We start from the raw sequence: 12005 nt of genomic DNA on the forward strand, positions 1-12005 counted from the left end.
GATGAGCCAATGTGATAATGAGAGGCTAGCGCGACTGAAAGCTTGTTAATTATTCGTAAGTGTTTGCTTTTTCGGTACTCATGGGGCTCCCTACGGTCGGTTAGCCGATGAGTTAATGAGCAGATGTGATAATGAGCCAATTAGCTGGTTTAGGTTGATCGTTAAGTCGTGCTTAAAGCTTATTGCTTATAGCCTACAGCTTTAAAAGCTGAAGCTACTTAGAGTTCTTTAAAATAATGGAGTTTACAAGGGAGTGAGATAAGCTTTGGCTTACGGGACTGATGCGGATTTTTGATCATATCAAGAAGTAGCGAACCTGCTTTGACGCCAATCTGAAAAGGTTGTTCTTTTAAGGAGGCAAGCGGTGGTCTTTCGAAATGGCTAAAAAGAGGCAATGCACCATAGCCGATCAGTTCTGTTGTAAGATATCGATTGGGGAATTCTATACGTAGGCAGGTCATAATATCGAGCATCAGGTAGTCTTTAAACAATAGCATCGCTGTTGGTGGATCCGTTAGTCGCATAAGCTTTCGTAAGACCTTATAGTTATCGGTTGTTGTTAGATCGCTTTCGCATATCAATTCTTGATCAGGAGATAGGCCATTTTTAAGTAATCCGTCACGATAGCCGAGGTATCGATCCCGACTGGTTGTCCAATGCGATGGTCCGTTAATAATGGCAATACGCTGATGGCCTCTCGATACAAAAAGGTCTACGGCGTCTTTAGCGGCGTGGTATACATCGCTACTTACACAGCTATAGGTTTCATTGACAGGTTTTCGTGCAAAAAACATGACGGGTATCCCCGCACGTTCCAGTTTTCGCAAATGATCGAGATTGCTTGTCTCTTTCGACATGGCAATTAACAATCCATCAATGCGGTTGCCCTGCATCACTGACACGAGTTCTTTTTCGCGCTGGAGGCTTTCCTGATTTTGGCCTATCAGTACAGTGTAGTGCGCTTTGGATGCAACTTCCTCAAAGCCATTTACGGCATGTATGTAGAAATGATCGAGCAATGTGGGAACGATAATGCCCAAAGTAAATGTTTTTTGCTGCTTAAATTGAATGGCTGTAATGTTTGGCGTATAATCAAGCTGCTTTGCCATAGCCAACACACGCTCTTTGGTAATGGCTCCTATATTTGGATGATTATGCAGGGCCTTTGATACCGTCGATATGGATACCTTAAGCGCTTTAGCGATATCTTTAATCGTAGCAGGTTTATTAGGCATGACTAGAAATTTAAAGTTGACGCAAAGAAATATATATGTTTTGGAAACGCTTAATTTCGGTAATCTCTTTTTTACGACATCGTTATCGTTAATTTTTAATGACATCCGTGGTGTAAAACCGTTCGGCTATACTTAATATTGTGGATCATGGAGGATGTTCATGGCTATCTTCGTCTAGCCTCGTGTTAAGCCAAACATAGACTATCAAAAATGAAACCAATGTAAATTGTACTATATTTATGAAAAGGCTAATAAGTATTCATTTGTTCCTCTTCTTGTGTTTACCAACATTCTTGAAAGCGATGCAGACTATCGTTTGGAAGGATGTAAAAGTGCTGGTTTATACCAAAAACGGTAAGGGCTTTGTTCACGATAATATCGAAAACTCCAAAAAAGCCCTACAGGAGATAGCAGCCTCTACAGGCTTCAAGGTTGATTTTAGCGAGAATCCGGCAGATTTTACGGATGAGAGATTAAAACAGTATGATGTATTAATCTTCTCTAACACAAATAATGACGTTTTCGATAACGACAAGCAACGGCTTGCCTTGATGCGCTACATTCAGGCGGGTGGCGCTTTTGTCGGCATTCATTCTGCATCTGGAACTGAGCGTAACTGGCCCTGGTTTAAACGCTTGCTAGGTGGGACTTTCGACTGGCACGAACCCGGACAAGCCTTTGATGTACTGCTTATCCAGCAGGATCACCCTTCTGTATCGCATTTGCCTGTTAGATGGAAGCGAGCAAAAGATGAATGTTATTATTTAAAGGAAATGGAGGTGAATCTGCAAGTGATTGCGGTTAATGACCTCAACACAATAGATAAAGTGCGCGAACGAAGACCTATCACCTTCGGTAATAAGTTTCCATCCGTTTGGTGTCATGAATTTGACGGTGGACGGGCTTGGTATACGTCATTAGGACATCAGAAGGAAGATTATGATGATGCTGCCTTTCGGAAGCATATTTTGGGAGGCATCCAATGGGCTATAGGCGAACAAAAGGAGCGAGACTATAGTAGAGCTAAGGCTCAACGTGTTGAAAGAGCGATTAACCAGCTTGCTAAGTGATGGAAAGATGAAAAAGCCAATCGAATTATAGATACTAAATATGATAAGATATGAACAAAAACCAATTAAACCGTCGTTCATTCATTAAAAAATCGGCGAAAGGTTCTGCTGTATTACTTGCAGCAACGGCGTTTCCAACAATTGTACCAGCTTCTGTTTTTGGAAAAAATGCGCCTAGTAATCGCATTCATATAGGCCAAATAGGCTTTGGTAGAATAGGTATGACGCATGATCTGCCGGAAGTAATGAAACATGATTATGTACATGTAGTGGCTGTTGCTGATTTTGATAGCAATCGACTGAAGCAAGGTAAAGCCTGGATAGAAAAGAAGCATACGGACAAATTTGGAAAATCTATTGATGTAAAGACCTATGATGATTACAAAGACTTAATTGCTGCAAAGGATATAGATGCTGTTGTCATTAGTACTCCCGATCACTGGCATGCACAACCGGCTATGGAAGCCGCGCTGGCAGGTAAACATATTTATTTACAGAAGCCAACGGCTTTAACCATTGCCGAAGGTAGAACCATGGCCGATGCGGTGAAAAAATCAGGGGTAGTCTTTCAACTTGGAACGCAACAACGGTCCATGAACCCTTGGCCTCAATTTAAACGGACCTGCGAATTAGTTAGAAATGGCCGTATCGGTGAACTTAAGCGAATCCAAATCGGATTGCCTATCGATCCTGCCGGAGGCAACACAGCGCAAATGCCGGTTCCCCCAAATTTAGATTATGACAAGTGGTTGGGATCGACTCCTTATGTATATTATACCAAAGATCGCGTCCATTCTCAAACGGAAATTGACGGCGAACGGCCGGGCTGGTTGCGCTGCGAGCAGTTCTGTGCCGGCATGATTACCGGTTGGGGCGTTCATCACTTCGATATAGCACATTGGGGCATGGACCAGGAACTCGGAGGTCCACTTGAAGTTGAGGGAAAGGCTGAGTTTCCGACAAGTGGTCTGTGGGACGTACATGGTAAATATGAGATTCATGCGCTTTATCCCAATAAGGTGCAAGTGGAAGTGCGTGATACTTTTCCGAATGGGGTTCGTTTTGAAGGGACGGATGGGTGGATTTTCGTTTCCCGTGGAAACGTTGGTGTTACCGCCACCGATCCTACCGCTTCCGCCAGCGGTGAAGAAAATAAAGCTTTCTACGCAAGTGACAAAAAAATATTAACTTCGAAAATAGGGCCTAATGAGATACATCTTTATGAAAGTCCTGAACAACATACCAATTGGCTCGAATGCATTAAAAATGGTAAAGAGACAATTAGCCCGGTAGAGGTGGCGCAACGTGTTGGCTCGGCTTGTATCGTGGCACACACAGCCATGAAACTGGGCAAGAAGTTAACCTGGGATAATAAAACAGAACGTTTTATTGGTGACGAAAAGGCGAATGCAACCTTGGCTAGACCGCAGCGTTTTCCTTATGGAACTAATTATGTGAAAGGGTGAATAAATTCAAAATTCAAAATTAAAAATTCAAAAAGCCTGCCTCCCGGAGGGATGGTAAAAATGCCGAAGGGCTCATTGATATCTTAGAAAACTAACAAAGCATCAATAATTCAAAAGCAAAAAGCGCGACGCTTTAAAAGGAAAAACAAATACTTGCTAAAATAGAAAATTCAAATGTTTAAAAACAAATTTATGAAGGCTGCGGGACTGCTGCTACTGGGTGGAGCAATGGTTGCCTGTAATAACCAGTCGAGTAAAGAAAAACAAGAGGGCGATGCGAATGCCATCCGCTTAATTACACTGGATCCCGGACATTTCCATGCCGCCCTGGTGCAAAAGTCTATGTATCCGAATGTTGACAGTGTGGTGCATGTATACGCACCGGAAGATGGTAAAGATCTAAAAGCGCACTTAACTCTAATTGAGAGTTATAATACGCGAATGGAAGATCCAACTCATTGGAAAGAGGAAGTTTATACCGGTACGGACTATCTTCAAAAAATGATAGCAGATAAAAAAGGTAATGTAGTAGTGCTCGCCGGAAATAACCAAAAGAAAATAGATTACATCACCCTATCTATTGACGCCGGATTGAACGTGCTGGCCGATAAACCGATGGCCATCGATGTAGCAGGTTTTGAGAAACTGGAAAAAGCTTTTGCCTCAGCTAAAGAGAAGAAGGTCTTACTTTATGATATTATGACCGAACGCTTTGAGATTACAGCTACCCTGCAAAAAGAGTTCTCTCAAATTTCAGCGCTATTTGGCGAATTGCAAATGGGTACGCTTGAGGAACCGGCCATAACCAAAGAAAGTGTGCATCATTTTTTCAAGAATGTATCGGGTAAGCCCCTCATCCGCCCTACATGGTTCTTTGATGTGAATCAACAGGGAGAGGGTATTGTGGACGTGACTACGCATTTGGTCGATTTAGTTCAATGGGAAGGATTTCCGGAACAGGTAATTGATTATAAAAAAGATATTAAGCTGTTAAATGCTAAACGTTGGCCAACCTGGTTAGGTGCCGCACAATTCAAGAAAGCAACGCAAGAAGAGTTTCCCGATATGCTGAAAGGTAACATGAATGAGAAAGGCGAGTTGGGGGTTTTTGCTAACGGCGAAATTAACTATACGATTAAGAATGTGCATGCAAAAGTGGTGGTGAAATGGAATTTTGAAGCTCCTGAAGGTACCGGCGATACCCACTATTCTATTATGCGTGGATCAAAAGCGAACTTGATCATTAAGCAAGGTAAGGAAGAAAATTATAAGCCCGTTCTCTATCTGGAAGCAGTAGGGGAAGAGCAAGCGGACTTCGAGAAAATTGTACAGGAAGCGGTTGCGCAAATTGCTAAGCAATACACCGGTGTAGCTGCTGAAAAATTGAAAGCAGGTTATTATAAGATTAATATACCGGAAGTGTTAAAGACTAATCACGAGGAGCATTTTGGGCAAGTGACCAGTAACTACCTAAGTTATTTGAAAGAAGGTAAACTGCCCGACTGGGAAGTGCCTAATATGATCGCCAAATATTATGTAACCACAAAGGCCTTGGAATTGGCCAAGAAGAAATAAATCTAGATAATGAACACGAGAAGAAATTTTTTAAAGAAAAGTATAATAGGAGCAGTAAGTGCAACACTTGTAGACGGCGTATATAATAGTGTCGAAGCTAAACCACTTGGAGGAGCGCATGCGAAAGACGAACCTTTCAAACTTGGAATTGCAGGTTATAGTTTCGTTAATTTTAACTTAGATCAATCGCTGGAGATGATGAAGAAAGTAGATGTACACTATTTGTGCATCAAGGATTTTCATTTACCATATAATAGTACAGCCGAGCAAATAGCGACTTTTCATGCGAAACTGAAAAGCTTTGATGTTACCGGTTATGCGGTAGGACCTATTTATATGAAAACCAGAGAAGAGATTGATAAAGGTTTTGATTATGCTAAACGGGTTGGTGTAAACTTAATTATCGGTATCCCTAATCATGAAGATCTGGCGTATGTCGCCGAAAAAACAAAGGAATATGACATTCGCTATGCCATTCACAATCATGGACCGGAAGATAAGCTTTACCCAAATGCATCGGTAATTTATGATTTGATAAAGAATTTGGATCCACGATTGGGCATCTGCTTTGATATGGGACACAACAAACGGGACGGTCGCGATTCGGTAGCGGACCTGCAAAAATACAGCAAGCGTATTTTTGATATGCATTTAAAAAATGTCACCGCAGCAACAAAGGACGGTAAAACCTGCGAGCTGGGGCGTGGGGTGATTGATATCCCCGCTTATGTGAAAATGTTACGAAAAGTAAACTACACAGGCTCTTGTAGCTTGGAGTATGAAAAAGATATGAAAGATCCATTAGCTGGTATAGCCGAATCCGTTGGCTATTTCCGGGGTGTCTGTGATGGAACACGTTAAGGTGAGCTCGTAGTTAAGTAGGAGAGTCGTTAAGTAGTTAAGTAGTTGAGTCGTTAAGTAGGGTTTTATTAGTGTTGAATTATGAATGATGAGCGATGAATGGCTTTAATTAGTTTGTAGTTAAGTAGGAGAGTCGTTAAGTAGTTAAGTAGGGTTTTACTAGTGTTGAATTATGAATGATGAGCATGAATAGCTTTAATTAGTTTGTAGTTAAGTAGTAGCAGCAGCAGAAGCCTATAGCCGACCGCTTACAGCTTACTGCCTACAGCAAAACTAAGCTTTCTCCAAAAAAGCCTTTTGATAAGCCAAAGGGCTTTTTTCTGTTATCTGTTTAAAGTATTTGTGAAAACTTGCGAAGTTGTTGAATCCACTTTCGTAACATAATTGTTTGACACTCATTTTGTTCTCAATCAGTAATTTACAGGCATGGCCAACGCGGATTTCCAAGAGAAAGCGAGAATAGGTTTTACCTGTTTTTGCTTTAAAATACCTACAAAAAGAGTTAGAACTAATGCCGGCGATAGCCGAAATATCTTCTAAGCTAATCTTTTGACGAAAGTTAGCTAAGGTGTAGTCAAATATGCTGTTGATTCTTTTTTTCTCTTCATCTTGCAAATTTGGATGAAAGCCAATGGATGAAATCAACCGATAAGAGGAATCGGAAGCAATAGCATGTAAGGCCTCCATTAATAAAATAATCCGTCGGGTTCCTTCCGAATGAAGCATTTGTTCTAACAAGGTACTTACTTTCTGTTTAGCTTGCCCTGTTACCTGAATGCCCCTTCGTGCCTTTTCGAGCAACTGCTTAATGGCTATGTTTTCGGGAAGTTCCAAAAAGTCGCGACCCCAGAAGTGTTCATTGAAATGAGCGACGCGAACATCGGCCCGATCCTCATTTTGCTCATTAAAATAGTGATCGTCAAATCGCCAATAGTGGGGTAGCTGAGATCCAACCAAAACGATATCCCCTGAATGAAAGTGATTGATTTGATCTCCAATAAACTGTGTTCCTTTTCCCCGGTAAAAATGAATGAGTTCTACCTCCGCATGATAATGCCATCTATTATTAATATAGGGAACAAAGTCCTGGCGGACGCTGAAAGATTGCGTAGGTGCCGTACTTAGCTTGAGTAATTGAGGTTTCATTATTTTACATATTAGGTGATTAACGTCAACTGCTTAATGCGAAACAATATCCAATCTATTCAGTTGTATGGTCAGCTAATCAGGCAAATATAAAACAAATATGCTAAAATAGCTTAATGATTGGCTAAAATGAGCAAGGGATTTAAAAAGTGAAATTCCTTAATTTGTAGTTGGCTTTACCAATAAGGATAAATTATTTTGATTAAAACTGAACCTAATATTATTTTATGTCGAAAAAAGGTGTGCTGATACCCATCATTTTAGTTACTTCATTGTTCTTTCTATGGGCCCTGCTTCATAACTTAAATCCCATATTAATTCCACACTTGAGAAAGGCCTTTGCCTTAGACGATCTACAGTCTTCATTGATCGACACATCTGCTTACATAAGCTATTTCGTAGTAGCTATTCCGGCGGGTTTATATATGCAACGGTTCGGTTATAAAAAGGGAGTTTTACTTGGATTAATTCTTTACGCGATAGGAGCACTCCTGGTTATTCCTGCGGCCTCTGAAAGGAACTATATCTTTTTTCTGTCGGCTATTTTCGTCATTGCAGCAGGGGCAACCTTTCTGGAAACGGTGGCTAACCCGTATATAGCGGTACTAGGTGATAAGGAAACCGCCACACAACGGCTAAATTTTGCTCAATCGTTTAATGGTTTGGGCGCCGTGGTAGCACCTATTTTAGGAGGTAAATTCATTCTTTCAGGGATCGAACATAGTCCCGAAAAATTAGCCGCTATGAGCCCCGAGTCGTTGAATGCGTATTTACAGTCGGAAGCCGATACGGTGAAAGTACCCTATCTTGTTATCGCCGGTATTGTAGTCGCCCTTTTACTCTTATTCGTTGTCACCAAGCTTCCGGAAAGTCAAGAGGAGGAATCGGATGGTACGCACACTGTTGGGACGAATTTTTCATTGAAGATATTTAAGCATAAGCATTTTTTATGGGCAGTTGTCAGCCAATTTTTTTACGTGGGTGCGCAAGTGGGCGTCGGTAGTTTTTTTATACGCTATGCTAATCATGTGACCGATATGGGAGAAAAAAATGCGGCCTATTTGTTTGGATCAGTAGCGATGGTTGGTTTCATGTTAGGTCGCTTCAGCGGCACTTTCTTAATGCGTTATATTAAACCGGCTAGTTTATTGGCAGCTTACGGTTTGTTATGCACTTTGCTATTGTTGGTGGCCGTGTTTAGTTCGGGCACCGTGGCTTTGTATGCACTTGTTGCCGTTCCTTTTTTTATGTCCATTATGTATCCAACCATCTTTTCACTCGGTATACAAAATCTTACAAGTGAAGAAACAAAGATTGCTTCTTCCTTTTTAGTGATGTCAATCATTGGTGGAGCCGTTGTTCCTTTGTTGATGGGGCTCATCTCCGTTGCGGCAAACAGTATACAAATTGCTTATCTGGTTCCGTTAATATGTTTTTTGGTTGTCTTTTACTATGGATGGAAAGGGTATAGGGTAGTAGAGTAGTTAAGTAGTAAATTAGCCAATGTGATGATTAGTCAATGAGCCAATTTATGGGCGAGTTGAGCAGGAGAATAGTTAAGTAGTGATGAGTGAGAAATGATGAGCGTTGAATGAGTGAATGGGCCTTTTTACCATCCCTCCTGGAGACAGGCTTTTGAATTTTTACTTTTGAATTTTGACTTTGCAAAATGAAAACATACGCATTGGCACTTGATCTCAAAGAAGATGATCATCTAATAAAAGAATATGAGCAGCATCATCGGGCTATTTGGCCTGAGATCAGGGAGTCGATTTTAACAGCGGGAGTCACCGATATGCGCATATACCGATTGGCTAACCGTTTGTTTATGATCATGGAGGTTACGGATGATTTTAGCTTTGATAAAAAAGCGGAGATGGACGCAAACAATCCGAAAGTACAGGAATGGGAAGCTTTAATGTGGAAATACCAACAACCGTTGCCACAAGCAAAAGAAGGTGAAAAGTGGTTGTTGATGGAGGAAATTTTTAAATTATAAGGCTTTATGCTATAGGCATATTGGCAAAAATAAATCGAAACAAAAAGCTGATCGCCCAAGGCTGACAGCTGATCACTGGAAATGACAACAATACGAAAATATTTGCAAATACATCCATCGGATAATGTACTGGTGGCGTTGCAGGACCTGCCTGCCGGTGAATTAATTCACTTTAATGGTGATAGTTTCTTGCTACCTGGCGCGGTAGCTGCAAAGCATAAATTCACGATAAAGGCGATGGCACCGGAGCAGGAAATACATATGTACGGAGTTCTGGTAGGAAAAACGAATAGAGCAATCGGCAAAGGAGAGGCAATTACCACCGAAAACATTTATCACGCAGCAAACGATTTTAAACTAGGGAAACGAAAACTAGACTGGCATAAACCGGATGTTTCCCGCTTTTCAAACCGTAGCTTTCTTGGCTATCATCGTAGCAACGGAACAGTTGGAACAGGAAATTATTGGTTGGTTATTCCCTTAGTTTTCTGTGAAAATCGGAACGTATTGGTAATGAAGGAAGCTTTCGAGGAAAAGCTTGGCTTTAAAAAAGCCAAAAGTTATGAACCGGAAGTAGAGCAATTGATCTCGCTCTATAAGACCGGTGCCTCCATCGAGCAGTTATTGTCGGTAGATCTGCGGGATGTAAAGGAATCGCACCGGCATCACAAGCTTTTTCCGAATGTAGATGGCATTAAATTTTTAAATCATGATATGGGTTGTGGTGGAACGCGCATGGATTCAGATGCTTTGTGCGGTCTGCTGGCAGGTTATATAACGCATCCTAATGTAGCAGGTGCCACCGTCCTAAGCTTAGGCTGCCAACATGCGCAGGCGAGCATTTTGAGAGCCGAGATTGCAAAACGTGATCCACATTTTGATAGACCCTTATATGTTTTTGAGCAACAGAAAATCGGATCTGAAAGTGTGCTGCTTCAGGAGGCCTTGAAGCATACTTTCACGGGTCTGATTCAAGCTAATCAACAAGAAAGAAGGCCGGCAGGTTTAGATAAGCTGTGTATCGGTTTAGAGTGCGGTGGATCCGACGGGTTTTCCGGTATTTCAGCGAATCCTGCGCTTGGTTATCTGTCCGATATGCTGGTAACCTTAGGCGGATCTGTTATACTTTCCGAATTTCCGGAGCTTTGCGGAGTAGAGCAGGAGCTTAGCGATCGCTGTAAAGACGAGGAAACAGCCCTTCGGTTCATGGAATTGATGAAAACTTACAATGCGAAGGCAGAGCGAGATGGCAGTGGTTTTTATGCCAATCCTTCACCTGGAAATATTCGCGATGGTCTGATAACCGATGCGATTAAATCCGCAGGCGCAGCAAAAAAAGGAGGAACTTCGCCGGTGCAAGCGGTGATCGATTATCCGGAATTAGCCAACACACCTGGATTGAACCTTTTGTGTACCCCGGGAAACGACGTAGAGAGTACCACGGCCGAGGTGGCAGCAGGGGCGAATGTTGTACTGTTCACGACGGGTTTAGGTACACCTACGGGCAATCCAATTGCGCCCGTTGTTAAGTTGTCGACCAATACAAAGACCTTCGAAAAGATGCCGGACATTATCGATATTAACTGCGGCACGATCATCGAAGGTACAGAAACCATCGAGCAGGCCGCCGAAAGAATTTTAGATTTTGTAATAGAGGTGGCCAGTGGGAAACAAGTGCCTAAAGCGGTGAAATTAGGGCAAGACGATTTTATCCCTTGGAGACGGGGGGTTTCTTTGTGAGTAGTGAGGTAGTGAATAGTGAGTAGTGAATAGTGAGGCGGGTGGTGGGCTGAAAGCTGACAGCCGAAAACCAAATATGAAATAGAGCTGAAAGCTGAATGCTGACGGCCGATAGCTAAAAATAAAATACTATGTTTGATTTAACAGGAAAAAAAGCGATTATTACAGGAGGGGGAAGTGGTATCGGAAGAGCAATCAGCTTGTTGTTTGGAAAGCAGGGGGCTGAAGTGCATATATTAGAACTTAATGAGTCAGCGGCTTCGGCTGTAAGAGACGAGATTCAGGAAGCCGGTGGGAAGGCTTTCTCTCACGCTGTGAATGTGAGCGATCAAAGCGAAATGCTAGCGGTTGTGCAGGGAATCGGAGCGGTGGATATTTTGGTAAATAATGCCGGTATTGCTCATGTCGGCAATTTAGAAAACTGTAAAGTGGAAGATTTCGAACGTGTTTACAGTGTGAATGTCAAAGGAGCTTATAATGCTTTGTTTAGTGTTATCCCCTTGATGAAAGAGCGAAAAAAGGGTGCCATTCTGAATTTGGCATCAATTGCCTCACAGGTTGGTATTACTGATCGATTTGCCTATTCCATGAGCAAAGGTGCTATTGCTGCGATGACATTGTCGGTTGCTCGTGATTATATTGATTATGGGATACGCTGTAATAGTATTTCGCCGGCAAGAGTACATACACCTTTTGTGGACGGCTTTATTGCTAAAAATTATCCTGGCAAAGAAGAAGAAATGTTTGCTAAATTAGCCGCTAGCCAGCCCATTGGACGGATGGCTAAACCGGAGGAAATAGCCTCGTTAGCACTTTATCTATGTTCTGACGAAGCTGATTTCATTACGGGCAATGACTATCCAATTGATGGAGGCTTTATTAAGTTGAATAATTAACAGCTTTCTGCTTTCAG

General features: G+C 41.9%; 10 protein-coding genes. 8 read left to right on the plus strand and 2 right to left on the minus strand.

The annotated features are described in order from the left end of the window. Positions 1 to 218: 218 nt before the first annotated feature. Entirely contained in the window at positions 219 to 1235 is a 1017-nt protein-coding gene (locus M1D52_RS03570) for a LacI family DNA-binding transcriptional regulator (protein WP_437394324.1), read from the minus strand. A 239-nt stretch (positions 1236 to 1474) separates the two neighbouring features. On the opposite strand from M1D52_RS03570, the gene M1D52_RS03575 reads away from it, so the two are divergent. From M1D52_RS03575 to M1D52_RS03590, 4 genes are all read left to right on the plus strand, one after another. Continuing rightward, a complete protein-coding gene (locus M1D52_RS03575; RefSeq protein WP_437394323.1) occupies positions 1475 to 2305 on the plus strand; it encodes a ThuA domain-containing protein in 831 nt (276 codons plus the stop codon). A 50-nt stretch (positions 2306 to 2355) separates the two neighbouring features. After that, entirely contained in the window at positions 2356 to 3771 is a 1416-nt protein-coding gene (locus tag M1D52_RS03580; RefSeq protein ID WP_437362039.1) for a Gfo/Idh/MocA family protein, read from the plus strand. A 192-nt stretch (positions 3772 to 3963) separates the two neighbouring features. Next, positions 3964 to 5346, plus strand: a complete 1383-nt coding sequence (locus M1D52_RS03585; RefSeq protein ID WP_437394322.1) for a putative oxidoreductase C-terminal domain-containing protein — start codon at positions 3964 to 3966, stop codon at positions 5344 to 5346. 9 nt (positions 5347 to 5355) lie between these two features. After that, positions 5356 to 6207: a sugar phosphate isomerase/epimerase family protein gene (locus tag M1D52_RS03590; protein WP_437394321.1), complete on the plus strand. Its 852-nt coding sequence runs from the start codon at positions 5356 to 5358 to the stop codon at positions 6205 to 6207. A 273-nt stretch (positions 6208 to 6480) separates the two neighbouring features. On the opposite strand, the gene M1D52_RS03595 is transcribed toward M1D52_RS03590, so the two are convergent. Next, the gene (locus M1D52_RS03595) at positions 6481 to 7353 is read right to left on the minus strand and encodes an AraC family transcriptional regulator (protein WP_013663933.1); all 873 of its coding nucleotides are present in this window, start codon (positions 7351 to 7353) and stop codon (positions 6481 to 6483) included. 227 nt (positions 7354 to 7580) lie between these two features. On the opposite strand from M1D52_RS03595, the gene fucP reads away from it, so the two are divergent. From fucP to M1D52_RS03615, 4 genes are all read left to right on the plus strand, one after another. Then, positions 7581 to 8837 (plus strand): L-fucose:H+ symporter permease, encoded by a 1257-nt coding sequence (gene fucP, locus M1D52_RS03600; RefSeq protein ID WP_437394320.1) that lies wholly within the window; start codon positions 7581 to 7583, stop codon positions 8835 to 8837. 185 nt (positions 8838 to 9022) lie between these two features. Then, positions 9023 to 9352, plus strand: a complete 330-nt coding sequence (locus M1D52_RS03605; RefSeq protein WP_013663931.1) for an L-rhamnose mutarotase — start codon at positions 9023 to 9025, stop codon at positions 9350 to 9352. Positions 9353 to 9433: 81 nt separating this feature from the next. Continuing rightward, positions 9434 to 11092 (plus strand): UxaA family hydrolase, encoded by a 1659-nt coding sequence (locus tag M1D52_RS03610; protein WP_437394319.1) that lies wholly within the window; start codon positions 9434 to 9436, stop codon positions 11090 to 11092. Positions 11093 to 11223: 131 nt separating this feature from the next. Then, on the plus strand, positions 11224 to 11988 hold the full coding sequence (locus M1D52_RS03615) for an SDR family NAD(P)-dependent oxidoreductase (protein ID WP_013663929.1): 765 nt from the start codon (positions 11224 to 11226) through the stop codon (positions 11986 to 11988). The last annotated feature ends 17 nt before the right edge of the window (positions 11989 to 12005 follow it).

It is taken from the genome of Olivibacter sp. SA151 (assembly GCF_054130995.1).

Coding starts and splice junctions, on each gene's coding strand:
- M1D52_RS03570 (WP_437394324.1), bottom strand. CDS start 1,235: ATGCCTAATAAACCTGCTACGATTAAAGATATCGCTAAAGCGCTTAAG.
- M1D52_RS03575 (WP_437394323.1), top strand. CDS start 1,475: ATGAAAAGGCTAATAAGTATTCATTTGTTCCTCTTCTTGTGTTTACCA.
- M1D52_RS03580 (WP_437362039.1), top strand. CDS start 2,356: ATGAACAAAAACCAATTAAACCGTCGTTCATTCATTAAAAAATCGGCG.
- M1D52_RS03585 (WP_437394322.1), top strand. CDS start 3,964: ATGAAGGCTGCGGGACTGCTGCTACTGGGTGGAGCAATGGTTGCCTGT.
- M1D52_RS03590 (WP_437394321.1), top strand. CDS start 5,356: ATGAACACGAGAAGAAATTTTTTAAAGAAAAGTATAATAGGAGCAGTA.
- M1D52_RS03595 (WP_013663933.1), bottom strand. CDS start 7,353: ATGAAACCTCAATTACTCAAGCTAAGTACGGCACCTACGCAATCTTTC.
- fucP (WP_437394320.1), top strand. CDS start 7,581: ATGTCGAAAAAAGGTGTGCTGATACCCATCATTTTAGTTACTTCATTG.
- M1D52_RS03605 (WP_013663931.1), top strand. CDS start 9,023: ATGAAAACATACGCATTGGCACTTGATCTCAAAGAAGATGATCATCTA.
- M1D52_RS03610 (WP_437394319.1), top strand. CDS start 9,434: ATGACAACAATACGAAAATATTTGCAAATACATCCATCGGATAATGTA.
- M1D52_RS03615 (WP_013663929.1), top strand. CDS start 11,224: ATGTTTGATTTAACAGGAAAAAAAGCGATTATTACAGGAGGGGGAAGT.